This is a genomic window from Solibaculum intestinale (assembly GCF_040096205.1).
GTDB lineage: Bacteria > Bacillota > Clostridia > Oscillospirales > Acutalibacteraceae > Solibaculum_A > Solibaculum_A intestinale.
Genome location: NZ_JBBMFD010000001.1, coordinates 102,936 through 128,560 on the forward strand (window position 1 = coordinate 102,936; position 25,625 = coordinate 128,560).

A 25,625-nucleotide genomic window follows, 5' to 3' on the forward strand; every position below is an offset into this window, starting at 1 on the left:
TCCCGCGCATTTTTCGGCGAGGGACAGGAAAAGAGGAGGCCGCACCGTTTATGCAGGGTGTACTGCCAGTAATAAACGTTCCTGCCACCTTCCAGATTGGGCCGTACCTTGGAAAGAAAGCCGGCTGGAGAGTTGGCCGCGCCATAGCGAAAGAAATGCCGGTTTCTTTTTGCGGGACTTTGGCAGAAAAACCGCGGCAACCCTAGGGCCGCCGCGGTTTTTAGATAGCGTAATAGGGATGACGCAGACCTGCGATTTTGCCGGGAGCCTGCCCTTGAAAAATTAGAATCAGGTTTTTTCCGCAGGCGTTTCCACGTAAAACGCGTCATTGCGTGCGCCGCTCTTGAACCCCATCTTGGAGGCCACGGCGCTGACTGCAAAGCAGAGAATTAGCGAAATCACCATAGCCGCGCAGGCATAGATCGGGCCGTAGGGAGTGGTAAAGCCCGAAATGGCCACCGGGATAAAGGCGGTAAGGAACCCGCCCAGCATCCCCGCCCAGGCCCCGGCTTTGTTGATGCCCTTCCAGTAGAGGGACACCGCGTAAGGCGCCAGGAAGGAGCCGGAGATAATCCCCCAGGAATAGGACATCATGTCGAGAATGGGGGTATCGGAATTGGCGATAAAGTAAGACAGGATGATGAACAGCAGGCAGAACACCCGGGTAAAGGTAGCGGTGGTGTTTTCTCCCATGTTCTTGAGGATCTTGGATTTGACCAGGTCCATGGACACCGTGGAGCTGGCGGTGATGGTGATGCTCGACAGGGTGGAAACCGAGGCGGCGATGAGCAGCACGAGCACCACGCCCAGCAGGATGTAGGGGAGGCCCGCGTCGTTGAGCATGTGGGGGATGATGTAGTCCGCCCCTCCGGCCGGAAGACCGTTTTCCCCGCCGGTAAAGGTGAACAGATGGGAGAAAGCGCCGATGGCGTAGCCGCCGCCCGCCACCAGCAGGCAGAAGAAGGTGGAGATGATGACGCCGCGCTTAACCTCGTGGTCGTCCTTAATGGCATAATACTTGTGGATCATCTGCGGCAGGCCCCAGGTCCCGAAGCTGGTCATCAGCACCGTGGCCCACAGAGAAACGTAATCCATCGTGCCCATGGGATGCTCGGCCATGTACGCCTGCATGCGTTCAATGCCGGAGGCAAGGCCGCCCACCTGCTGGCAGCGGAACACCGCGAAAAGAAGCGCCGCTACGCCGAACATCATGATGATGCCCTGGACAAAGTCGGCCTTCAGGGTGGCCACATAGCCGCCCAAAATTACGATCAAAGCGGAGGCCACCGCAATGATGATCATGCAGATGGTATCGTCCACCCCCAGAAGCACCGAACAGACGCTGGTAAGCCCCTTATAGACGGAGGCGGAGTAAGGGAGCAGGAAGATGAAAATAACCGCCACGGCAAACATTTTCATCGACTGGCTCCCAAAGCGCTTTTCAAAAAGCTGCGGCATGGACTTGATGTCGTGCCGCCTGGTGACCTTGCGGGTGCGTTTTGCCAGCACCAGCCACGCGAGCATGGCCCCGATGATGGCGTTGCCGATGCCGGGGAGCACCGCCCAAAGACCGTATTTCCAGCCCGAGCCCCCCGCGTACCCCACGAACATGACAGCCGAGAAATAGGAGGTGCCGTAGGACAAAGCGGAAATCCACGCCCCCGCGTTTCGTCCGCCCACCGTGAAGGTGGAGATGTCCCGGCTGTTGCGGGAGTTTAAAATGGCGATGACCAGCATAAACACCGCATACACCGCAATGACAACCCAGATGGTCATTTCCTTGCTCAAGAGAAAACCCTTCCTTCTTCATTTTTTACCCCACAAACGCTTTAAAGCTTTAAAGCGTTTAACTGCTACTGGTATCATACTCGATTTTTTCGCCAAAAGCAAGCCCCCATCCGCACTTTTTTCCGGTTTTCGGCAAAAAAATTGAAAGGGGCGGCGCGACGTGGTAGAATAAGAATCATTTGAATTGGAAAAGAGGGGTAAGCCATGGAATTTCTTCTGCGCCCATGGAGGGAAAGCGACATTGAGAGCGTGGCCAAACATGCCGACAACAAAAAAATTGCGGACAATCTGCGCGACGCCTTTCCCCATCCTTACCGGTACGAGGACGCGGCGGCTTATGTACGTTCCTGTCTGAATGCGCCCGAGGAGAAGCAGTGCGTGCGGGCCATTGAGGTGGACGGAGAAGCGGTGGGCAGCATCGGCGTCTTTGTAGGAGAGGACGTTTGCTGCAAAAGCGCGGAAATCGGGTACTGGCTGGCGGAGGAATACTGGGGCAACGGCATTATGAGCCGGGCCATCCGGCTTCTATGCGAAGAAGCTTTTGCACGCTACGATCTGGTTCGCATCTATGCCGAGCCCTTCGCGCACAATGTGGGCTCCAAGCGGGCGCTGGAGAAGGCCGGGTTCGAGCTGGAAGGGGTGCTGCGCCGCAGCATCTACAAAAACGGTAAGGTTTTCGATTCCTGCATTTACGCTCTTTTGCGCTGAGGAAAAGAAACCTAAGCAAAAGCCGCCGGCCGGGCCGGTTTTTGTGACAAAGGCCTATTGTGTTTTTTGGAGTAAAATAGTATAATATAGTCCGGTTGCATGGCAACGTTACCGCGGCAAAAAATAAGCCGGGCTTTGTCCCGGTTGGACGCAGAAATAGGAGAGAGGCACATGCTGCAGCTTGAAAACGTTTCCTTGTCGGTAGACGACGGCAAGGAAATCCTCAAACATATTGATCTGACCATAGAGGGCGGCAAGTTTGTCGTCATCACCGGGCCCAACGGCGGCGGGAAATCCACACTGGCGAAAACCATCGCCGGTATTCTTTCCCCGGCCGAGGGAACCATCCGGTTTCACGGCGAGGACATCACAGGCCGCTCCATCACCGAGCGGGCGAACCTGGGCATCGGGTTTGCCTTTCAGCAGCCGGTACGCTTTAAGGGCATCACCGTACGGGACATGATCCGTCTGGCGGCGGGGGGCGAGCTGCCCGAGTCCCAGCTTTGCACCTACCTGTGCGACGTGGGGCTTTGCGCGAAGGACTATATCGACCGGGAGCTCAACGCCAGCCTGTCGGGCGGGGAAATCAAGCGCATCGAAATCGCCATGTCGCTGGCGCGCAAATCCAAGCTCACTATTTTTGACGAGCCGGAGGCCGGGATCGACCTGTGGAGCTTCAACAACCTCATCGAGGTGTTTCTCAAGCTCCGCCGGGAAATCCAGGGTTCCTCCATTCTGATCATCTCCCACCAGGAGCGGATTCTGGAAATTGCTGACGAAATTGTCGTGCTGGCCGACGGGAAGATCACCGCCCAAGGGCCGAGGGATCAAATCCTGCCCCATCTTCTTAAAGGGGAAAGCTGCTCGTTCTGCCCCAATCAGGAGGGATTCTGCCATGAATGAGATTACCAAAAACCTGCTGGAGCTGGTGTCCGACCTGTCCGGGGTGCCCGGCGGCGCTTACAACATCCGGGAAGACGGCCAATGTGCCGGGCGGCAGTCCACCGAGCATATCCAGATCAACTCGAAGACCGATAAGCCCGGCATCGACATCATCGTCCAGCCGGAAACCAAGGGTGAAACGGTTTACATTCCCGCCTGCGTCACCCATTCGGACGTCAATGACCTGGTATATAACGACTTTTACATCGGCGACGATGCGGACGTAACGGTAGTAGCTGGCTGCGGCGTGCATACCGACGGGGAAGAAGAATCCCAGCACAACGGCATCCATCGGTTTTTCCTGGGGAAAAACGCCCGGGTCAAGTATGTGGAGAAGCACATCGGCGTGGGCAAGGGAACCGGCAAGCGGGTCATCAATCCCCGGACCTTTGTGGACATCGGCGAGGGCGGCTACCTGGAGATGGACACCACCCAGATCAAAGGGGTGGACTCTACCAACCGGGTGACCAGAGGCGTGCTTGGGGAAAACGCCAAGCTGGTCATCAAGGAAAAGATTATGACCGACGGGGAGCAGACTGCACAGACCAACTTTGAGGTGGATCTAAACGGCATCGGTTCGGGCGCCGACCTGATTTCCCGGTCGGTTGCCAAAGGCCGTTCCAAGCAGGTGTTTCGCTCCAAGATCAATGGGAACACCAATTGTTCGGGCCATTCCGAGTGTGACGCCATTATCATGGACGAAGGGGTGGTCAGCGCCATTCCGGAGCTTACGGCCAACCATGTGGACGCCGCTCTTATCCACGAGGCTGCCATCGGCAAGATCGCAGGGGAGCAAATTATCAAGCTGATGACGCTTGGCCTGACCGAGGAAGAGGCGGAAGCGAAAATCATCGAAGGTTTCCTGAAATAAGGAGCTGTAAAGGAAAAGGAAGGCCCCGGGTGAAACCGGAGCCTTCCTTTTTTGCTGCGCGTCTTGGAAACACATTCTCAATCCTTAAAAAGCAGTACATCTCCGCTGCGGGGCTATGCATCGCGCCTTGAGCCGCAAGGCCCCGATATGCATTGCCGGCGCTCACGGCGGTTGCCAATCCCTTCGATGGAGAAGAGGTGTTGCAGGTTTGATGGCAGCCTCGTTGGCTGACAGGCGTACTTATGCGTCCATCGGATAGGTGTAGGTTGCGAAGGGCTCGCCGGTTTCTTCGTCCTGCAGAGTCACCGTCACACAGGCGTCTTCGGAACTCACCCCATGAAAAATCTGGTACAATACCGCACAAACTCCAACAGTGGACAAGGCAGCGGAATCGTAGCCGTTCCGGTAGGCGGCCTGGTCGGCGAGCAGGACGATGTTTTGATATCCCTGATCTGCCCGCGCTTCCTTGATGGAGGGAAAGTCCGTCCCCTTCTGGAAGGAGGCGACCAGGCTCTCCAAATCGCGCTGAGTGCTTTCTCCCATCCGGTCGTACACCGTTTGGGTCATCCGGTAGGTCAGGGAGCCGTCGTCATTTTCCGTGATCTCGGCTACCCCATTGGAATAGGCGTTCTTCTTCGTCTGCTCCACATTCGCGCCGTCTAAAAGGACGGAGGGAATCATGACCGTCACATTCGCGTTGGCGATGGTTTCGGAGGAAGCAGAGGAAACCGGGGCGGATGCCGCGTCCTGTGCCGAACAGCCGGCCAGCGCCCCCAGAAGCGGCAGGCACAAAAACAGGGCGGCCCACTTTTTCAGATGCATGGCATTCTCTCCTTAAACCGCGTCCATCCGCACGGAGTGATTAATGGAAAAGTGGCAGAGGGATTCATAAGAAGATATGGATGGAGAATGTATCCATTATATCACATTTGAAGAAAAGCAGCATGAAAAATGCAAGTTATTTTGTAAGAACAAAAAGAAACAGGGAAAGAAAACGTAGAATATTTCCAGAAACCTTTGTATAATATGAACGAAATAAGAATAAATTGTGGTTTTATTCGGAAGAAAGATTGAAATATCTGTGAATACATGGCATAATCAATATCTATGATGCGCTTTCCTTTTTTAAAAGGAAAAAATAATGCAAACAGAAAAGGATGTCGGTCATGAAAGAACGAAGTAACTTTTCCAGCAGAATCGGTTTTGTATTGGCTGCGGCGGGTTCTGCAGTGGGTTTGGGAAACATCTGGCGGTTTCCCTATCTGGCGGCGAAATACGGCGGTGGGATCTTCCTGCTTGTTTATATCATCCTGGCGGTCACCTTCGGCTTTACCCTGATGATCGCAGAAATCGCTTTGGGCCGGAGAACTGGTTTAAGCGCCATCGGCGCGTTCCGGTCGCTGAATAAGAAATTTTCCTTTTTGGGCTGGCTGACCTCCATTGTCCCGATGATAATTTTCCCGTATTACTGTGTCATCGGCGGTTGGGTGGTCAAGTATTTTGCCTCTTACGTAGCCGGGGACGGCGGTGCCGCCGCCGGAAACGACTTTTTCTCCAGTTTTATCGCCCAGCCCATGCAGCCGATCTTTTGGTTGTGCGTATTTATCGCAGCGACCGCGATCATCGTGCTGCTCGGGGTGCAGAAGGGCATTGAAAAGGCCAGTAAAATTCTGATGCCGGTTTTGGTAGTGCTCTCCGTCGTGGTGGCGGTGTATACCATTACCATGCCGGGCGCATGGGAAGGCGTGCTTTATTACATCACGCCCGATTTCAGCAAATTCTCTCCCATGACGGTTTTAGCCGCTCTTGGCCAGCTCTTTTACTCCATGTCCCTTGCCATGGGCATTATGATTACCTATGGCTCTTATATGAAAAAGGAATCAAACTTGGAGAAATCGGTCAAGCAGATCGAGATTTTCGATACCGGCATCGCCCTTGTGGCGGGGCTGATGATCGTACCGGCGGTGTTTGTCTTTTCCGGCGGCGACCAGTCCCAGCTTCAGCAGGGCCCGAGCCTGATGTTCGTTACGCTGCCCAAGGTGTTCGAAAGCATGGGGACCGGCGGTCTTGTCATTGGCGCCGCCTTCTTCCTGCTGGTTTTGTTCGCCGCGCTTACTTCCGCCATTTCGCTTATGGAGACGGTGGTGTCTATCCTTCAGGATAAGCTTCACTGGAGCCGCAAGATTACTTGCCTGGTAGTGGCTATAGGCGCAATTTTGATTGGCGTGCCGTCTTCTCTGGGTTTTGGTATCTGGGAAAACGTCCAGATTCTCGGCATGTCCATCCTCGACTTCTTCGACTTCCTCAGCAATAGTGTGCTCATGCCCATCGTGGCATTTTTTACCTGTATTTTTGTTGGATGGGTTATCAAGACCAAAGTCATTTCCGACGAGGTCAAGCTTTCGTCAAAGTTCCACGGCGAGAAAATGTTCGTGGTCATGATCAAGTACATCGCCCCGGTCCTAATCATCGCCATTCTGGTCAGTTCTATCCTGAACGCTACAGGAATTCTTGTGATTTAATCTGTTTTTCGTATTTTGCGGCAGGAAAGGCCTGCGGTGGTAGCTCCGCCGCAGGCCTTTCCATTGTCAAAAAGAGCAGTTGAGGCCCTTTTTATGCTGACAGAGAGAAGACGTTTCTGCTCGCTGAATTGACGGTTGCAGTTTTCGCGCCGTCTGTCTGGACATTGGTTTGATTTACGGCCGGCATCCATTGCGTCTCTACAGATGAAGCCATAAAAAATCATTTATACATGGAAGCCGATGAATTTTTTTGTGTTATATGTCTGATAAAATCCCGCTGCGATAAGAAATAATCGCAGCGGGATTTTTATATGGACGGGATTTGTTTCAATTCCAATAGCCCAGACTGCTTGTAAGCCGATTATCACTTCGTCCGTACGGTTTTCTGTATTTATGTCTCGCTTCATTGGCAACTAAATTTTAGAAAAATAAACTGAGATTTTATAAAAATACCAGATTGATAATAATTTTGTTAAATAAATCAAAAATGATGGAAAAGTTGAAATGATTTCCTAGTTTTTTGCTTTATTTGTAATAAAAATACATGTAATATATTAAAAAATGAGAAAAAGCGGTGTATTATATAATTTTTTTATGCAAATTATATATTGATAATAAATAAGAAGCAGGCGAGGATATGCTACAAAGCAGATTTAGTCAAATGATTTTACACAAGAAAAAGGAACAAACGGCAATAAAATTTTTGGGAAATAAACTATCATATGATTGGTTGCAACATTGTATCAATAGAATTGCAAAAGAAATTTCTATGATTTCGTGCCCTGCAAAGCAAACGGCCGCCATCGTTTTAGACCGTTCACCGGAAATGATTGCGGCAATTATGGCCATGCTTCAAATGAAAATTACCTTCGTGCCGATTGATCCGAATTTTCCTAAGGAACGTATCGCGTGGATCTTGCAGGATGCGCAAGTTGATTTTATTGTATCCCAAATGAAGTATAAGCCGTTTTTCGCCGGGATTCCCAGTTGTTTCCTTGACCAGCCTTCCACAGAAGAAACCATTGACGATTACTCCCAATTCGCGGGAAATCCTCTTGCATATGTAGCCTACACTTCTGGAACCAGCGGGAACCCCAAGGGAGTGATGGTAACACGAAAAGGCTTGGCCAATTTTATAGAGGGACTGGCGAAAAGAATACATTTTGAAGGGTTACATCGAATAGCGTGCTTTACCACCGTTTCCTTTGATATTTTTTTCGTAGAATCTATTGCCGCACTGGTTTATGGCTGGGAGATTGTTTTAGCAAGCGAAGAAGAAAAGGACAATCCCAGAAAGATGGCAAAATTGCTGATGGAAGAAAAGGTAGAGATTTTGCAATTGACGCCCTCCCGGTTGCAGCTTTTGTACAATTATGATTCCCAATTGGCATCGCTGAAATCGGTAAAAATCTTAATGGTAGGAGGAGAAACGTTTCCAGATTCGCTTCTTACATGTGTGAAACAAAAAACAAACGCAAAAATTTACAATATGTATGGCCCCACAGAGTGTACCATTTGGGCTACGGTATCGGAACTAACCGACAAAGAGCACCCGGATATCGGAAAGCCATTGCCAAATATCGGTGTATGGGTGGTGGACGATACCCTTCGGCCGGTTCCAACGGGCCAGATCGGCGAGCTGTGCCTCTCAGGTGCTTGCTTAGCGGCTGGTTATCATAACCAGGAAAAACGAACCGCACAAAGTTTTTGTCAGCTTCCGGAAAACGGCATGTTCGTTTATCGGACCGGTGATTTTGTACGCCTGCTGCCATCCGGCGACCTGGAATACGTTGGGCGAAAGGACAATCAGATTAAATTGCATGGTTATCGGATCGAGCTGGAAGAAATCGAACACAACCTGCAAGATCACCCAGCAATTGAACGGGCAATTGCACTGGCGGAAGGGACCGAGGATCAAAAACAAATTGTGTTGACCTATTCCCGGGTGAAAGAGAAAAAGGTCCGCGACAGCGAGCTTCGCCTATGGTTAAAAAACCGGATCCCGGATTATATGCTTCCGGCCAGGTATGTGGAAATAGAAGACTATCCATTTACTCTGAACGGAAAAGTGGACCGAAAGGCACTGGAAAGTCTGATTGAAAAGAAAACGGCAGAAGGATATGAAAGTCATGCTCCCGCTTGTGACTATGAGCAGGAAATCTGGGATGCCATTCAGTCTGTCCGAAATCAGAGCTATGGCAGTCCGCCGGCTGAAACGACCTTGATGGAGCTTGGAATTGATTCCTTGTCCTTTATTCGAATCGCGGTCCGCCTGGAAGAGACCTTGGGTTTTGAATTCGAGGATCGTATGCTTGATTACAGGCTATTTGAAACGGTCCGGGAATTATCCGACTATGTATCCAATCAGTTGAAAAAATGCATATAGAAAAAGGAAAATACGACAAATGGAGGGATAGTATGTCGCCAGTGGACAAGAAACTGAAGAACCTGATTATGGAAAGTAGTTACATGAACTTAACCGAAGAGGATATCCGGGATTCTTCCGATTTGATTGCAGATTTCGGGTTTGATTCGGTCAGTATCATGAAATTTGTGGTCGATATTGAAAACACCTTTGAAATACAGATGGAAGACGATGAATTGGTGTTTCATATTATCGCACATTATGGAAATCTAAAAAAATGCATTGAACAAAAATTAGCTACGAAAGAAAGCAGGTGAATCCCATGAAAATAGAGAGGCTAACGCAAATCGTTAGCTATGCGTACCAAAACGTCCGCTATTATAAAAGAAGGATGGATGAAAACGGAATCGATCCGTTGTCCATAGAAGACTACGATTCGTTGAGAAAGCTGCCTTTTCTTTATAAGGATGACATTCAGGCACAACCGGAGGATTTTATATCGGAGGAATACAAAAAATTCCCGAAAACCAAAAACATTGTGCTTCGGCGCACGTCCGGCTCGACAGGAAAATATCTAAAAATATATTGGGATTATAAAGACGATATTAAATCGCTGCTTTCTCTGTGGAACTATCGAAATCGGTATTATGGAGTGGGCCCGTCGGACAAATTTTGCGGATTCTATACGGCCAGCTACCAGGGGAATAAAATCGTGGAACAGCAAATGGTACAAAAGTCATTGGACGGGCGTTACCTTGGCTTTTGTAAAATCAACCTGACCTATGAGAGGTTAAGGGACTGTTATGAACAAATGTGCTCCTTTGACCCGAAATGGTTTAATTTGCAGCCCAGCATTGCCGATCTGCTTGCCGAAATTGTACAAAAGGAACATTTGGCGCTTCCGCCGTCTTTGAGCTATATTGAGTTGAGCGGAGAGTACTTGTTTGAAGACGTAAGAAAGCGAATTGAGCAGACATTCCAAGTTCCCGTAGCCAATCAATACGGCTGCAATGAAGCAAATGCCATCGCGTTTGAATGCAAAGAAGGCCATATGCATTGTTTAACAGACAATGTTCTTGTGGAAGTCATCAAAGACGGAGAGCCGGTTTTTGAGGAAGAAGGGGATATTTATATCACATCCTTATCCAATTATGCCATGCCGTTTCTTCGTTATCAGATGGGAGATCGAGGAATTCTGGTGCGTGATTCCCAGTGCCCGTGCGGGAGCAAGCGCCCGGAGTTGATTATAAAATCGGGCCGCTCCAGCGATTACATTTCTTTGCCGAATGCAGAGAAAATAAATGCGTATGTTTTAATCGGAATCGTTGAATACACGAATGAATATATGGGAGCACCGATCAAGCAGTTTCAAATTATTCAAACCGGTATTGGTTGTTTTACAGTCAAGCTTGTCTTAAAGAAAGAATTTTCCACGTGGCAGAGTGGCGTAATGGAAAACTTCTTGCTCAACATCCAGGAGCAGAAATTGAAGGACGCCAAGTGGAATTTCCAGTTTTCCGAGTGTATTTTACCGGATCCGCAGACAGGAAAGTTTAAGTATTTCATCAACCAATGCAAAGAAGGGAAGTGAGAGGATGCCGGCCCGTCCATTCATTCATTTGATAAAGACGCCATTGCATTTTTATTTTTACGAAGTCAATAAAAATGTTCTCGTACGCATTGAAGAGAGGCTTTATGATTATTTGAAGCATGTATTGTCGGATTCCCAAGGCAGCCTGCAGAGCAATCCTGAGATGGAAGAAAAAATGGACCAGCTGAAAAAACAAGGGTATTTATCGGCAGACAGGCCCTTAAAAATCGAGCATCCGTACTTAAAAAGCCTTTCCTATCATCTTAGCCATAATGTTGCCCAGATGACGCTTCAGCTGACGCAGAATTGTAACTTCCGCTGTGCATATTGCGTGTATGGCGGCAGTGACTTAGGGACCCAGCGAGGGCATTCCTCGAAAAGGATGGACCTGGAAACCGCTTATGCTTGCATTGATTTCTTCCGGGAGCACAGCCGGGACCAGGAAATGGTATGCATTGGGTTTTATGGAGGGGAACCTCTTCTGGAACTGGCGACTATCAAGAAATTGATCCCTTATGCAAAGAAGTCATTCGAAGGGAAGAAGCTGACGTTTACGATTACCACCAATGGGTCGCTGCTTACCAAAGAGGTCGCGAAATACTTATACGACCATGATGTAAGCATTGTCGTCAGCCTGGATGGGCCCAAAGAAATCCAGGACCGCTCGAGAAGATTTGCGGCCGACGGGCGGGGTACGTTCGAGACGGTCCGAAAGAATTTAGAAGAAATTCAGCGGGAATATCCGGAGGTTTATCAGGGATTGATCGTCAATACGGTGGTTGACCCAAGAAATCAAGTGGAACTTATCCATAACTTATTCAATCACGATCCCTTATTTAGAGATTTATCCGCCCACACGTCTATGGTGGGCACCGATTATTCGATCGAACAGGTGGCGATAACGGATAAGTTCACAATCGGGGAAAACAAAGAACAGTTTAAGGCCTATATGAGCCTTCTTGGCCGGTATCCAAAGCAGAAGGTATCGCGTCTGACCGTATCATCCATTATGACCCAGATGGATCTCTTTTTAAAAGATATGGGCAAAATCCGGATTTTTCCAACGATGGCGCCTGGCGGGCCTTGCATTCCCGGACAAAAAAGGCTTTTCGTCGCTTCGGACGGAACGTTCTTTCCCTGCGAACGCGTAAGCGAAACGTCGCAGGCCATGAAGATCGGTGATATCAAAACGGGCTTTGATTTACAGGCAGCGGAAAAATTGTTGAACATCGGCACGTTGACGCAGGAGGAATGCAAGGACTGCTGGGCGATCGCCAATTGTATGATTTGTGCCCGTCAGTGCGACAATGGAGGAGAATTGTCAAAAGAATTCAAAAGAAGCCATTGCCGTGATACCAAGCGGCAGGTACATGACAATTTGTTAAATTATCTGCTGCTCCGGGAGCTTCAGGAGGAAATGCACGAAAGAGAAAGGAGCGGTGGCGGTGAGTGCGTACAAAAAGGCTGTTCTATATCCGTATAACCACACATTTGAGCCGGTCCTGCGGCATTTTGACCAGCTGTGTATTTCGGCTGAGGAAATTGCCGTTGTTTCACCTGGAGGGCTCGGTTTCGTAGGAACGAAAGTTGAGATTTCAACAAAACACGGAACACAGGAATGCGTCGTAACAAATTCGCTGGAGGAAGAACTGAGGGACAGCGATATTCTCCTTGTCTGTGATTATCCCAGCAACAAATATCTGGACCAGCTTGTTTTAAAAGCGATTGAAACCGCCTTGGAGCAAGAGAAAACTGTTTTTTGTTTTTGCAGGGTTCATGAGGATCAAATAGAAAAATGGAACCGGCAGAAGGGCGCGAAAAACGGATTGTTGCGCTATTGGGGCACGAATACCCAAACAAAGGACAGGTTCACGCCCGATGTCACACAGGATTTGCTGGAACCGTCGGTGCCGGTTATTCAGATTATGGGAATCAGTGAAAATACCGATAAGTTTGAAGTACAGCTAATACTGCGGCGTCTGTTTGAGGAGCAAGGATATCGTGTAAGCCAGATCGGAACGAGGCCATACTGCGAGGCGTTCGGATTTCATTCGTTTCCCTCTTTTATGACGGAAGTTGGGTTGACGGAAAGCGAAAAAGTATATGCCATAAACCAATATGTCCGAAAGCTGATCGACGAGGAGCATGCGGATCTTTTGATTGTAGGAGTTCCGTTTCCCGTTCAGAAATATAACCAAACGCATACCAACGGCTTCGGAATTCTTCCTTTTGTTCTTTCACAGGCGTTTACGCCGGACTTTACTCTGCTTTGCAGCCTTTATGATGCAGGAAAATCCAATCTATTTGAGGATATGTCGCGTTATTGTTACCAGCGCTTCGGGTTCCCGGTGGATTGCATCCATATGTCCTCCACTGCCATAGATGCCTTGACCACGTTGGACAAGGATGAAATCGTCTATAACTTTTACGATCAGAATGAGGTTGAGGAAGCGGTCAGATATTGGAGCACATGCGATCCCGCAGCCGTTCCTGTATGGAACCTGAAACAGAAGCGGGATCAAGAGAAAGCGTTTGAGTTAATCCTCAAGAAGCTTACCAATGAGGTGGAAGAGATGCCTGAAATTATGATTGATTTTGAGGGGTGATTTGCTTGGACAGGGAAGAACACAAGCGTATGGAAGAAACGATCATACGGGATATAGAAAGACTGTTTGGAAGAATCATCGACAGCAATAATCCTGTTCTCTTGCGGGAACACTTTTTTGGAAATATGTTCCGGTTTAACTACCGCCATCTCATCTACTTGATTTTTCAGCTGGAAAAGGAATGCGGCATTGCGTTTGACGAAACCGATTTCGATCAGGACCGGATTTACTCCATCCAGAGTCTGGCGAAATTGATACTTGAAAAGCAGCAAGAAAAACGGCAGCAGATCCAAGAAAATGCAGGAAAATGTTTGGCTTAAAGTATGCTGGAATGAATATGTATGAAAAGACTGACACAACACATTCGCAGTTTTTTGCACGGACATGTGCAAAAGATTCCGGTTGTGTTTCGACTCACAAGAGCCATATGGCATGAAACGGCTACATAGGATGTGCATCACGGAAAAGACAGGGATAAACCGGGAAAGAGTTTGGGACCAGCCGCAGAAGAACTTCATTGTCAAACCAATCGGTTCTATTCAGAACAGAGGCCTTATTCTAATACGATAAAAGGAGCGACAGAAATGAAAAAGCTACAAAAGGCAATAAAAAACAAGCAAGCAAGTGTCGAAGCTTATGCATGGTGTAATTGCCCTGTATGCCGTTGTACGAACGGAGCATACTCGATGAGCGATGAGGATTTTATCAGTAAAGGCAAGGATTCCAATCTCAACAAATAAGCATGGTTTCATTTTTTTATAGCGCGTGGGATAATGAGTTGGCAAAGGAACGTATAAATGAAACGGCTACGTAGGATGTGCATCGCGGAAAAGACGGGGATAAACCGGGAAAGAGCTGGGGACCGTCCACAGAAGAACTCCCATTGTCAAACCATCGGTTCTATTCAGAACAAAGAATTTTGACAATACGATACCATAAAAAGGAGCAATTGCGATGAAAAAACTACAAAAGGCCATAAAAAATAAGCAAGCAAGTGTCGAGGCTTATGCGTGGTGCTATTGCCCTGCGTGCGTTTGTACCAACAGAGCCTATTCGATGAGCGATCAGGACTTTCTTAACAAAGGTAAGGAGTCCAGCATCAACAAATAAGCACGTTTTCATGCTCAATAGCGCTTGGAATAATGAGCCGGCAAAGGAACCTATAAAGGAAAAAGTGCTTTTGCTGAACATTGCCCAAAGGATGTCTTTGTGCCAAGGCTGCGGTCATAGTGGCAAGGGCAGTTGCCATCGTTATCCCGTGAAAAGTCTAGGACTTTATCGTTCCGGGTATATGCGACGATCCTTTTTAAGCTGCCCACCCTCAATGATCAAGGCGATTCTGTTTCCCACATAGCCGGCCGCGTTCCCTCCGTTTATTTCCATCCGCAAAGATCCAGTCTTTTTCAAAATGGTGCACCTCTTTTGTAGAACGCGGGAGGGCAGAGGGCCCTCTGTGCTCTCCGCCCTCCGCGTCAATATCAGGAAAGGAATCAAGGGGATGAAAATGAAAAAATACATTGGCTTCGTTTTATTAATCGGTCTCCTCTTATCGCTTACATCGTGCAGCACCAAAGCCGGCGATGGCACGGTAGAACCCCCAACCTCCCAATTGTCCTTATACATTCCTTATAGCTATACGCCGAAATACGAGGAGGCATTGGAGCTGTTTGAGCAGCGCTACCCCGATGTTGAGGTTACTATTACCAGGCAGAAAGACCAGAATTATGAAACTGCCCGAGAAGAATACGTCCAAATCTTGAAGAATGAGGTCATGGCCGGAAAAGGCCCAGATCTAATCCTGTTCACGGATGAATTTGAAGACGTGTATAAAACCATGGATGCCGGCGCCTTCTGCGATTTGACGCCTTATATGGAGCAGGACGCCGATTTTTGGAAGGAATACAGCAGGCCGGTTTTGGACGGCGGCGTATTTAAAGAGAAGCAGTATATCATTCCGCTGACCTATACGCTTCCGCTTCTTTTAAGCAGCCAGGAAAATTTGGACAGTCAGGGGTACACTCTTCTGGAAAGCGGGACCTTTTCCGACTTTACCAAGAGCATCGAACCCTTTACCCAAACAGACAGTTCCTGCCGCGCGTTTGATGGAAGAAATATCACGTTGTGGGATTATCTCAATTACAGTGGCTTGGACTATATGGATTATGAAAACAAGACCATCCATGTCGATACGGACGCGTTTCGGCAGGTGGTGGATGCGTATAAACGAGTTTATCAGCAGGAGAAGCAAAACCCGCTGCAGATGTCGGGTATTTCCTATGGAGGGTTGTATACACTGAAAAATAATCAGACTCTTTTTTCCGACCTATATGCATATCATGGTTCCTTTGGATTGATGCTTGAAGCGAATATCATTACCGGGATGGAGAAAACGCCGGTCATTTCGGCCATCCCCACGATGGACGGCGGCTTGCAGGCCAAGGCATATTCGTGTGCCGCGGTGCGCGCCAACAGCCCCAACAAACAAAACGCCTATAACTTTATCAAATTGCTCTCTCTGAGAGATAGCTCTTCTCAGAATGTGCCGACTTTTGATATCCCGGTCCAAACGAGCGCGGCCAAGGATTTGGTCCGCATTTATTCCAGCAAAATCAGAAACCCGATTGAAGATTCGGATGGTATAACGTATCCGGTCCGATTATCTCCGGGTGAGTTTATTAAGCAGTACGGCACGGTTCTGGACCGCATCACCAGCTGTTCCCTGGGAACAGGATGGATCGGCAGCAAACTGAGTGTTACCGCCCAGTATTTAAACGATTGTATGGCCCCTTATCTCAATGGGGAAAAGGATTACGAGACCTGCATTCGGGATTTGGAAACAAAGCTTACCATGTATTTAAGCGAATAAACATACGGAGGCGGCTATGAAACGAATGAAGCTTCGAAAACGGGAAGCGCTCACGGGCTTAGCGTTTGCCTCACCGGCGATCATAGGCCTGATCGTGTTTTTTGTCTATCCTTTTCTGATCAGCCTTTGGTATACGTTTACTTCCGGCGTAGGCGGCATTCATTTTGCCGGATTCTCCAATTACGAAAATGTCATCAACAGCGCGGCATTCCGTTTGGCAGCCGGGAACACCTTCAAATTCATCCTTTGCAGCGTGCCGCTCATTATGGTAATTTCCTTTGCGTTGGCTATGGCGCTCCAGCGCAAATGCGCTGGAGCGTTGTTTTTCCGAACCGTGTTCCTGTTTCCTTTGGTAATCCCGGTGGCTTCGGTTATTTTGGTGTTTCAGATCGTGTTTGACAATCTCGGCATTCTCAACAGCATGTTAAATGCGATTGGGGTCTCCGGTCAGGACTGGCTTCATTCCGAGCATGCATTCGGCGTGCTGGTCCTGTTATACATATGGAAAAACTGCGGCTACAACATCGTCTTATTGCTGGCAGGGCTCAATGCCATTCCAAAAGAGCTATATGAGGCCGCCAAGGTGGATGGGGCCGGCAGGAAAGCGATGCTGCTTCGGATTACGCTGCCGCTCATGGTACCTACTTTTTTCTTTGTATTTGTCATATCCATTATCAACAGTTTTAAGTCTTTCCGGGAGGCGTTTTTGCTGGGAGGCTCCCATCCTCATGAGAGCATCTATATGCTCCAGCATTTTTTCAACAATAATTTTCAAAATTTGAATTATCAGCGCTTATCCGTGGCCGCTTTGCTGGTGTTTGTGATCATTTTTACCTTCGTGTTCTTTTTGTATCTGGCAAAAAGAAGGCTGGAGGTGGATAAAAAATGAGACGAAATATAAGAAAGAGCTCTCGGACGGTATCTTCTTTGGTATGGTATACGGTTTTGGGGCTGATTTCTCTTGTGGCGCTGCTGCCCATCCTGTATATGCTCGCGGATTCGTTCATGGGCGCGGATGAAATTCGCAAGTATTATGGAGCAATTTTTGGGAGTTCCAATGAAGCAGCTATGTCGTTTCATATCATCCCGGATAAAGCGACCCTCGACGGATACTATCAGATGCTGCTGCGCCGGCCGGACTACTTAATGAAATTCTGGAATTCCTTGTTTCTTACCATTTCGATTGTCATTGGTCAGGTCGTGGTTTCCTGTATCAGCGCCTATGGTTTTGCAAAGTTCCGGTTTCCCCTTCGGGAGCCCATTTTCTTTTTGTTTATCGTTCTTATGATGATGCCGTACCAGGTTACATTGGTATCCAATTATATCGTACTCGACCAAATGAAACTCATAGGCAGCTATGCGGCCATCATCCTTCCCGGAATTTTCGGCGCGTTTGGCGTTTTCTTAATGAGGCAGGTGGTTGCATCCGTGCCGGATGACATTATTGAGGCGGCGAAACTGGATGGAGCCAATCAAATACGGATTTTATTTCGTGTAGTTCTTCCCCAGTGTAAGGCGGGGATTGCATCCCTCGTGATACTCTGCTTTATCGACAACTGGAATATGGTCGAGCAGCCTTTGGTCTTTTTGAAGGACGCCTCCCAGTATCCTTTGTCAATCTTTTTGTCCAACGTAAATACAAGCGAACCGGGACTTGCGTTTGCTTGCGGCGTCTTGTCCATGGGAGTGGTGCTGCTATTGTTCCTCTTTTTTGAAGAGGAGCTGGTAACCGGAATCGAATATGTCAATTTCAAATAGAAAGAGGCGGTTGAAATGGCTGCAAACGAAGTGGGTTTATCCAACCGAAAAAAACGGCTGCTGAAAATCATTCTGCCGCTGTTTATTTTATTGATTTTATGTACGTTTTTGTCCCGCACCATTGCAGGAATGTTTGTCCCCACCGTTCACTTGGCCACAGTGGAACCCGGGTCTCTGTCGTCGGTTGCGGATTTTAAGGGGATTATAAAATACGAAGGGGTAGAGGACTTTTCAGCCCAATCCAATTGGACCATAACCAAAATCCATGTCAATGAAAATCAAGCGGTAAAAAAGGGAGACCTTTTGTTTGAGATTGATATGGACCAGGCGAATATCTTGATTTTGCAGCAGAGAGCAAGCATCAAGCAAATGGAGGAAAAAAAGAAAAAAGCGCAAACAGCTCAGGACGCCGCCATTCTGCAGCTACAGCTTGAAGCGGAAACACAAAAATTGGCGCTTTTGGAGAAACAGTATCCAGCGGATGGAAAGATGATTGCACAGCAAAACGGGACCATTGCCGGAATCCAGGTGGAAGAAGGACAGATGGTGGAGCAGGGCGAACTTCTGATGACACTGATTCCCGAACATGCGCAGCCGGCGGTTGAATGGGAAATGGATCTGGATAGCGGCGCAGCTTTCGGCGAGAACGACAAGGTTACGATCCGGGCAGTATCCTACGATTATGTGGAAAATCAAACGACCGTACAGGAACTGGACAGCACCCTTGCCCAAAAAAACTTTCAGCCGTCCACGAACCTCTATTCCTGTAAGGCGTTGTTCCCTTCTGCCGGCGCGGTAACACAGGGAAAGCCGGTGGATGTGAGGCTGACGAAAGAAAGCAGCCCGTACGATGTGGTGGTACCAACGAGCGGACTGCTGCCCCATGAGTCCAACAACCAGGATATGGGATACCTATATATACTTGAGACCGAGGAAAGCCTATTTGGAACACAGTATGTTGCAAAAAAGATTGAAGTCAGCATTCTGGACCGGAACAATCTCCGTGCGGCGGTATCAGGCAAAAACCTTGCGCCCGGTTCTGAAGTGATCGCCGATGTGGGCAGCCTTCCCATACAGGACGGGTCGGTGGTAAAGGTGGAGAAGACATGAGATACCCTTTGGCAAGAGAGGATCGTACCCGATTAATCAAAGCGGGCGTTTGGCTGATGGTTTTTGTATTGCTGGTGTGTGCCGGCTCGAATATTACGTCCACTGCCGCTGAAATTCTGCCAAAAGCCAGGGAATATAAAATTTTGTCGTCTGCGCAGGAGGGATTCACGGTTAAGGAAGCCCTGAAGAGCGAAGAGACGCTGGAGCAGGCGGGGATTACGGTATTTTCTTCCCAAAAGGGAAAGCTGACCGGAGAAAATGGAGTCGAGCTTTCTGTCACGCAGAAAGTTACGGACGACCGGTATGCGGATGTTTACGGGCTGTCTCTTTTGCGCGGCACGTACTTTGTTTCCAAGGGAATCGAAAGTATGGATCGTTTCGCAGTCATCAGCGACAAGGCGGCGCTTGCTCTGTTTAAGAGCTTGGACGTTGTTGGACATGAAGTAAACATAAACCAAATCAGGTATACGGTTATCGGCGTTTATGAACACAACCGCTCCCTGCTTTACGACCTGTCTTCCGACGGCAACGACACGGTCTTTGTCCCGATGTCTTCGCAGGCGTCCGTGATGGGAAAGATGCCGGTAAATCTGGCGGCGCCTTTGCAGGGGACCGATCACCTGCAGGACACAATCAGTGCCGTACAGGAAATACTCGGTGCGAAAATAGCCGGGTATCAAATGGAGGACCTGACACAGGCCACACGGGTGATGGAGCAAAATACGCAAATCCTATGGTTTATCGTTGGAATAACCGCCGGTATTCTTTTGCTTCGCATAGGGCTGGACCTCCTGATCCGATTTACAAAGGACATAAGAAAGAGAAGGCAGCAAACAGAGCCTTCTCCTTTCTGGACTAAGGAGCAAGTCTCCCGACTGGCTGTTGGGACCGGGCTTCTCCTTTTTACAGGTGTGATTTGGAGCTTGGTATCCTTTTCTCCTTACATTCCGCCCCAGTATCTGCCCAAGGACAACATTTTTGATCTGAGACATTATTGGCAGCAATTTCTCAATCTCATACACACACGCAACGCTGGCGTAACTGGCTATGATTTTTATGGAAACATCGCCTTTTATGGCATTGTGATTCATGGAGTTCTTCTGCCTGTCGCGGTATTTGCTTTCTTTGCCTGCATCCGATCCATCCGAAAGGCTGCCGTGCGATTTCTCAGAAAGGACACTCAAAAGAAGTGAAAAAACGTGTTGCTCATTTTTGGGAATTGATTCGCGTCATAGCGAACTGTATTCAGATGTCCTTTCAATCTTCGCACAAATACTTCATTCTGCGGGTCGCGTTTGCCTGTATAGGAATTGCGGCGCCGTTTCTATCCATTTATTTGAGCCGTGAAATTGTGAATGCGCTTGTGGCGGGATTTTCCCAAAAAGAAATGGCGTCCTATTATTTCTCTCAATTTCTCTTCTTTGCGATATTTTTGATCTTGTCGGAAGTGCTTCAAAGAATATGCGATTCCCTGAGCGAATATTGTGAACGGATGCACAGGGATATTATCATGAATTACACGCGCAATGAAATCTCCAAAAAAGCAGCAGCGCTTGACTTATCGTATTTCGACTCCGTCGAATTTTACAATGAATTACAAGACGCCACACAAAACAGCTATCAAATCAATGAAACGGCGTTTCGAGCCATTCAGCTGCTCCGCTTTCTGATTCAGCTTGTCATTGCCTTGGTGTGCGTGATGCAGTTTCATATGTTATACGGCCTGCTGTTGCTGCTGTCGGGAATACCGGGAGTGTTATTCAATCAGGCCATGTTTGAAAAGCTGTATTCCTGGCAGAGAAGTACCTTAGGCTTGGAACGAAAAATCACCTATCTTGTTTCATTGCTTACCCAGCGCATTTTTGCAAAGGACGTCCGGCAATATGGAATTGGAGAGCATATTACGGATCAATACAACCGCCTTTGGAAGGACTGGTTTGGCGAAAAGAAAAAGGTATCTGCAACATACATAAAAAGAGTAGCGTTTGCATCCATCCTTCCGCAAATCGTAACACTGGCGGCAATTCTTCAAATCGGGCAGCAAATCTTTTTTGGTTCCTATACGGTTGGCGATTATTCTTATTACTACGGACTGATTACGCAATTGCTGTCCAGCATTTATCTGGTGATTAGTTATTACGGTTTTCTAAGTGATGGCAAGATCCGGGTACTGAATTACATGAAATTTCAGAAATGGGAAAACCGGATCAAAGATGAGGGAGAGCTGACGTTATCTGGTGATTTTCATGTAGAATTTAAAGACGTGACTTTTTCCTATCTTCCCGGCCAACCGGTTTTGAAGAAGATCCAATTGGCCTTTTCCTCGAAAGACCGGATCGCCTTCGTTGGAATCAATGGAAGCGGAAAATCCACGATGATCAAATTGCTGCTGAGACTGTACGATCCGGACGAAGGAAGCATTCTCATCAATGGAATTGACATCAAAAAATATTCGATTCGGAGTATACGGGACAGCTTTGGCGTTCTTTTTCAGGACTATTGCAATTATGCGTTTCGTGTGAAAGACTCCGTAACGCTGTCAAACCTTCCGAGAGAATCGGATATGGATCAAATCCACAAAGCACTGGAACAAAGCGGTGCGGCGCCATTTGTAAACCAGTTCAAAAACGGGCTGGATACGTATTTGACGCGTCAATATGAAGAGTCGGGAGAAGAACTGTCGGGCGGGCAGTGGCAAAAGATTGCGCTGGCGCGGACTTTTTTTAAAACCGACTCCAAAATGATGATCCTGGACGAGCCCTCTGCGGCGCTAGACCCTCAATCCGAGCATGATTTATTTGAACGGTTTCGCGAGTTATACCGCGATAAAGGGGCTATTTTCGTTTCGCATCGCCTTTCCAACATTATGGCCGCAGATAACATTGTGGTAATTGAAAACGGAGAGATTATAGAACAAGGGGATCATGAACAGCTTATGGATGCCAACGGACGTTACGCGTATTTGTTCCGCCTGCAGGCGAAAAATTACGAGGTGAAGAAGGATCGCAGCAGATGATTTGCATTGCTATTATAGATGACGGCGTCAACGTCATCCATCCCGATCTCATTGCGTCCGTTGAGGTTACCGATGACCTGCAAATAGCCGCATATGAGATACAACCGGGAATGGAAAGCCACGCAACCGTCTGCTATCGGATTATAAAGAAATACGCGCCGGCCTGTAAGACGCTCAGTGTAAAAATTCTGGACGGCCATACCCGCCGCTGTGACGTATGCAAGCTGATTGCCGGCCTGCAGTGGTGTACGTCGCAAGGGGTTCAAATCGTCCATTTGAGCCTTGGCAGTATTGAATACGAGGATTTTTCGTTGATACGCAGGCAGATCCATGAAATGACGGACAAAGGAATCGTTATAGTAGCTGCGTGCAACAACCGCAATATTGTGACCTATCCGGCCAGTATGTTTTCCGTCATTGGGGTAAAAGCGGACGCCTCCCTAAAAGACAATGAATTTTGTTATCAACAGGACAGCTTGGATGGCATCAATTTTTCCGCCTCCTCCAGACATCTGTTGAGAAAGGAAGGAGGAAAAACCCCGTTTTATCTGTCTGCTGTTGCAAACAGTTATGCGGCGCCAGTGGTCACAGCGGCGGTTGGCAATCTTCTGCTGGATAGACCCTTTACAGACATGCAGGATCTCCTTTTTCGTTTGTACGAAAAGTCGAAAAGAAAAACGGCAAGCTACCAGCCTCCTTATTATCGGCTCGATGGAATCACACAAAAAGCCTTGGTAGTAAATATTCTGACGCAGGAGGGAGCGCAGGCAAAAGCGGAATCTTTTTGTAACCTGCCCTTGCTTTTTGACTCGGTTCAGCTGGATTGGCCGCGGCAGCAATGGAGCGACGGCTCTTTTTGTGCTGCACAAATGGAACAATATCGCCAGACCGCTTCCATTCTTCTTGTCAATCTATGCGGATCGTATTTCTCTGCCGACCTTACGAAATCAGTTACCGGGTTGCTCGAGCAATGGGGGCAAAAGCCGATCTTATTTTTTGTACAGCATCACCGTGACCAGTGGCGGACGATTCTGAACCGCTATAGGGATGCCGTTCTGATTGGGGATCGGAAGACGCAGGAACGGAAAAACGGTTTGCCCGCGGTTTCGGTTCCTGTCGTGGTGGTGGCCGGCTATCCTCAAAACCGGCTGCTTTACGTCCTTTTCCAGTTACGTACGCTTTTTTTTCAGGACCAGATCCGCGCCTTGCTGGTAACCGATTCTTGTCAGGGGATGGCAATGGGCTTTGAATATATGCAGGAGACCCTTCCGTTCGAGAATGCGCTCAAGAGGCTCCACTCCGTTTTCCAAAGCGAAATTATGGTAGTGGGAATATCTTCTCAAATGGAGGGAGCCAGGGGGGACTTGGAAGCGGATATTTGCGTAGTACCGTATTCACCCGGCTTCATTTCCCCCAATATACAGGCACAGGTATTTTTAAAACACGATTTAGAGGATATTCGCAGCTTGTACCGAACCTTGATGAACTATCTGGAAGATTCGTAAAAGGAGCTTGATGCATTTGCTTACCCCCACTGTACGCCGTAGCCTGGATTGCCTGCAAAACTGCGTGATGACGATTTTGGAAGCATATACGGATTGTTATCCCATGTGTTTTTGTCTGTCATGGAATTTTGCATACCAAAAGGGGAACGACGGTGTTCTGGGAAAGCGGATCTCAAACGGAGGTCTAGAAATAATGCCCAATTCAAAGAGGATTTTCGGAATGGTTCTTCAGCAGGAATCGGATGAGAATTTTGAGCGGTTTTGTGAACGATTGGAGTCGCATGTCCGGGAGCACCGTATGCCAATGCTTTATCTGGACTCTTTTTTCTGTCCTTGGTATCCGGTTTATCGAAAACTGCACCGTGAGCATTACTGCATCGTAACCGGGTTGACAGAGGAAGGAGACTATTTGTGTCTCGATCCGATTTTGGAAAAATCCGACGCGGTTTTGTCTAAAAAAGAACTTCAAAATTGCTTTGATCACTTTGTTTTGTCCACGTTACCTCCGCAAACCGCGGCGGATTCTTCCATTCCGTTTTTGTATGATTTGGCGGTCGAAGGAGTCATGCGATACATTCAGACGGGTTGTGTATCGCAAATGAAAACCTTTGCCGAAGATTTCTATGAAAGCTTTGATTATGAAAAAGAATTCAAAGATTTGGAAACGTATTTCTTTGATGTGGAACTCTTCAAACAGCTGACGTATATTGCAGGCGGCAGAGAATTATACGGTGAATACATCAGATTCCTTGCCGGCCGCGATCCGGCCGCTTCTCTTATTTGTTATGCGCGGCGTCTGGAAGAAATCGCTTCCCGGTGGAATGTGATAAAAGGGATCTTAACGAAAAGTTATTACGCACGTTTTGACGATGAAGTAAAAAAGCGGATCTTCACCCAAATTCATAAAATTGCCGATGAAGAGGATTTGCTTTCACATGAAATGCTCGAATATCTCAAGCACAGAGGAAGGGGACCATATGATTTCGATTGAGCCGCTTATGGATGACGGACTGAATGCATGCAGCCACTTTTTGGTGATATCGGTTATGAATCACTGGAAGCTGGATCATGAGTTGATGTACGCGCAGGCGTGGGGATTTGAATTTGCGCCGCCCGGCACAAAAGGACATGGGATTTGGAATCGGGGAGATTTGGGGCCGAGGCTTTATTACAGGAATGAGGACCGAATTTTTCTGAATTTGTATCTTTTTCATGGGGTGCAAGTTTATCAAAGCGGCTGTGAAAGCATTGATCAATTGTATAAGCTTTTGGAAGAACAGCTTGAGCAGGATTTACCGGTTATTGTTTTTATTGATACGTATTATCTGCCGTGGATGGAGAGCTTTTATCAAAAAATACATTCGATCCATTCCGTTTTGGTAACTGGAATGGCTTTGGACAAGGGTCTTTATTGCAACGATACGCCGCCCTTTTTTCAGCCGCCTGTCAAAAACCAGCTTCTGGGGTACGACCAAGTCAAAGAAGCCTTCCGCGAGCAGGTGTATATTTTTCGAAAAGGTAAAGCGCCGAAAAGAACGGAGGAGGCAATTGCGGTATTTCAAAAAAAGGCGGAAGACCTTTTGGAAAAAAACCGAGGAAAGAATACGTTTGAAAAGATGCGGGAATTTGCCGATTGCCTGCAAGAGCACCCGATTTCTTCAAGTGATATGGAGGAATTCGGAGGCGGAAGCGGCATCCTACTCCGGGCCTTTCGAAATATCATAAGGGACCGGATCAATTTTTCAAACGCTCTTCTCTATGCGGCGCGTCAATGCCGTCTTCCCCTATATCAAGAGCTTTATGACCAGTTTCAGGAATCCATACGAATCTGGACGGAAATAAAAAGCGTTTGCTATAAGGCTTATCTCAAAAATCAAATGCAGGACAGGCAGGTTGAGCTTGCTTCCTTTGTCCGCCAGGCCGCGGAAATCGAAGAGAAAATCGCCGGACGAATGCGTATTGTGAAATAAGAGGGAA

General features: G+C 48.0%; 23 protein-coding genes. 21 read left to right on the forward strand and 2 right to left on the reverse strand.

Annotated elements, in window-relative coordinates; translation table 11 throughout:
* Positions 1-288: 288 nt before the first annotated feature.
* A complete protein-coding gene (locus tag WMO26_RS00465; RefSeq protein ID WP_349217572.1) occupies positions 289-1,788 on the reverse strand; it encodes a sodium:solute symporter family protein in 1,500 nt (499 codons plus the stop codon).
* A gap of 204 nt (positions 1,789-1,992) precedes the next feature.
* On the opposite strand from WMO26_RS00465, the gene WMO26_RS00470 reads away from it, so the two are divergent.
* The 3 genes from WMO26_RS00470 to WMO26_RS00480 all read left to right on the forward strand — a co-directional run bounded on the left by WMO26_RS00470 (position 1,993) and on the right by WMO26_RS00480 (position 4,309).
* The gene (locus tag WMO26_RS00470) at positions 1,993-2,496 is read left to right on the forward strand and encodes a GNAT family N-acetyltransferase (RefSeq protein WP_349217573.1); all 504 of its coding nucleotides are present in this window, start codon (positions 1,993-1,995) and stop codon (positions 2,494-2,496) included.
* 171 nt (positions 2,497-2,667) lie between these two features.
* Entirely contained in the window at positions 2,668-3,399 is a 732-nt protein-coding gene (locus WMO26_RS00475) for an ABC transporter ATP-binding protein (RefSeq protein ID WP_349217574.1), read from the forward strand.
* Complete coding sequence (locus tag WMO26_RS00480) at positions 3,392-4,309, forward strand: SufB/SufD family protein (RefSeq protein WP_349217575.1); 918 nt, start codon at positions 3,392-3,394, stop codon at positions 4,307-4,309. The genes WMO26_RS00475 and WMO26_RS00480 overlap by 8 nt, the downstream gene beginning before the upstream one ends.
* A 240-nt stretch (positions 4,310-4,549) precedes the next feature.
* Here the strand turns inward: WMO26_RS00480 and WMO26_RS00485 are convergent, their stop codons facing one another.
* Positions 4,550-5,131 (reverse strand): hypothetical protein, encoded by a 582-nt coding sequence (locus WMO26_RS00485; RefSeq protein ID WP_349217576.1) that lies wholly within the window; start codon positions 5,129-5,131, stop codon positions 4,550-4,552.
* Between the two features lie 344 nt (positions 5,132-5,475).
* On the opposite strand from WMO26_RS00485, the gene WMO26_RS00490 reads away from it, so the two are divergent.
* The 18 genes from WMO26_RS00490 (at position 5,476) to WMO26_RS00570 (ending at position 25,618) form a co-directional block, all read left to right on the forward strand.
* Positions 5,476-6,831 (forward strand): sodium-dependent transporter, encoded by a 1,356-nt coding sequence (locus tag WMO26_RS00490; RefSeq protein ID WP_349217577.1) that lies wholly within the window; start codon positions 5,476-5,478, stop codon positions 6,829-6,831.
* A gap of 637 nt (positions 6,832-7,468) precedes the next feature.
* Entirely contained in the window at positions 7,469-9,217 is a 1,749-nt protein-coding gene (locus WMO26_RS00495; protein WP_349217578.1) for a non-ribosomal peptide synthetase, read from the forward strand.
* Between the two features lie 32 nt (positions 9,218-9,249).
* Positions 9,250-9,513 carry an acyl carrier protein gene (locus WMO26_RS00500; RefSeq protein ID WP_349217579.1) on the forward strand — a complete coding sequence of 88 codons (264 nt, stop codon included), beginning with the start codon at positions 9,250-9,252 and terminating at the stop codon, positions 9,511-9,513.
* Positions 9,514-9,518: 5 nt separating this feature from the next.
* Positions 9,519-10,787, forward strand: a complete 1,269-nt coding sequence (locus WMO26_RS00505) for a phenylacetate--CoA ligase family protein (protein WP_349217580.1) — start codon at positions 9,519-9,521, stop codon at positions 10,785-10,787.
* 4 nt (positions 10,788-10,791) lie between these two features.
* Positions 10,792-12,270, forward strand: a complete 1,479-nt coding sequence (gene ccpM / locus WMO26_RS00510) for a Cys-rich peptide radical SAM maturase CcpM (RefSeq protein ID WP_349217581.1) — start codon at positions 10,792-10,794, stop codon at positions 12,268-12,270.
* Positions 12,233-13,393, forward strand: coding sequence for a TIGR04066 family peptide maturation system protein (locus tag WMO26_RS00515; protein ID WP_349217582.1), 1,161 nt, complete (start codon positions 12,233-12,235; stop codon positions 13,391-13,393). The genes ccpM and WMO26_RS00515 overlap by 38 nt, the downstream gene beginning before the upstream one ends.
* A gap of 29 nt (positions 13,394-13,422) precedes the next feature.
* On the forward strand, positions 13,423-13,713 hold the full coding sequence (locus WMO26_RS00520) for a hypothetical protein (RefSeq protein WP_349217583.1): 291 nt from the start codon (positions 13,423-13,425) through the stop codon (positions 13,711-13,713).
* A 264-nt stretch (positions 13,714-13,977) separates the two neighbouring features.
* A complete protein-coding gene (locus WMO26_RS00525; protein ID WP_349217584.1) occupies positions 13,978-14,133 on the forward strand; it encodes a CLI_3235 family bacteriocin precursor in 156 nt (51 codons plus the stop codon).
* 214 nt (positions 14,134-14,347) lie between these two features.
* Positions 14,348-14,503 carry a hypothetical protein gene (locus WMO26_RS13685; protein WP_494338183.1) on the forward strand — a complete coding sequence of 52 codons (156 nt, stop codon included), beginning with the start codon at positions 14,348-14,350 and terminating at the stop codon, positions 14,501-14,503.
* A gap of 394 nt (positions 14,504-14,897) precedes the next feature.
* Positions 14,898-16,259 carry an ABC transporter substrate-binding protein gene (locus WMO26_RS00530; protein ID WP_349217585.1) on the forward strand — a complete coding sequence of 454 codons (1,362 nt, stop codon included), beginning with the start codon at positions 14,898-14,900 and terminating at the stop codon, positions 16,257-16,259.
* A 16-nt stretch (positions 16,260-16,275) separates the two neighbouring features.
* Positions 16,276-17,148: a carbohydrate ABC transporter permease gene (locus WMO26_RS00535; RefSeq protein WP_349217586.1), complete on the forward strand. Its 873-nt coding sequence runs from the start codon at positions 16,276-16,278 to the stop codon at positions 17,146-17,148.
* Complete coding sequence (locus WMO26_RS00540) at positions 17,145-18,017, forward strand: carbohydrate ABC transporter permease (RefSeq protein ID WP_349217587.1); 873 nt, start codon at positions 17,145-17,147, stop codon at positions 18,015-18,017. The genes WMO26_RS00535 and WMO26_RS00540 overlap by 4 nt, the downstream gene beginning before the upstream one ends.
* Positions 18,018-18,032: 15 nt before the next feature.
* Complete coding sequence (locus WMO26_RS00545; protein ID WP_349217588.1) at positions 18,033-19,127, forward strand: efflux RND transporter periplasmic adaptor subunit; 1,095 nt, start codon at positions 18,033-18,035, stop codon at positions 19,125-19,127.
* Entirely contained in the window at positions 19,124-20,320 is a 1,197-nt protein-coding gene (locus tag WMO26_RS00550) for an ABC transporter permease (protein WP_349217589.1), read from the forward strand. Before WMO26_RS00545 ends, WMO26_RS00550 begins: the two co-directional genes overlap by 4 nt.
* On the forward strand, positions 20,317-22,143 hold the full coding sequence (locus WMO26_RS00555) for an ABC transporter ATP-binding protein (protein WP_349217590.1): 1,827 nt from the start codon (positions 20,317-20,319) through the stop codon (positions 22,141-22,143). The genes WMO26_RS00550 and WMO26_RS00555 overlap by 4 nt, the downstream gene beginning before the upstream one ends.
* Positions 22,140-23,648: a S8 family serine peptidase gene (locus tag WMO26_RS00560; protein ID WP_349217591.1), complete on the forward strand. Its 1,509-nt coding sequence runs from the start codon at positions 22,140-22,142 to the stop codon at positions 23,646-23,648. The genes WMO26_RS00555 and WMO26_RS00560 overlap by 4 nt, the downstream gene beginning before the upstream one ends.
* A gap of 220 nt (positions 23,649-23,868) precedes the next feature.
* On the forward strand, positions 23,869-24,639 hold the full coding sequence (locus WMO26_RS00565; RefSeq protein ID WP_494338184.1) for a hypothetical protein: 771 nt from the start codon (positions 23,869-23,871) through the stop codon (positions 24,637-24,639).
* Positions 24,626-25,618, forward strand: coding sequence for a BtrH N-terminal domain-containing protein (locus WMO26_RS00570; protein ID WP_349217592.1), 993 nt, complete (start codon positions 24,626-24,628; stop codon positions 25,616-25,618). The genes WMO26_RS00565 and WMO26_RS00570 overlap by 14 nt, the downstream gene beginning before the upstream one ends.
* The last annotated feature ends 7 nt before the right edge of the window (positions 25,619-25,625 follow it).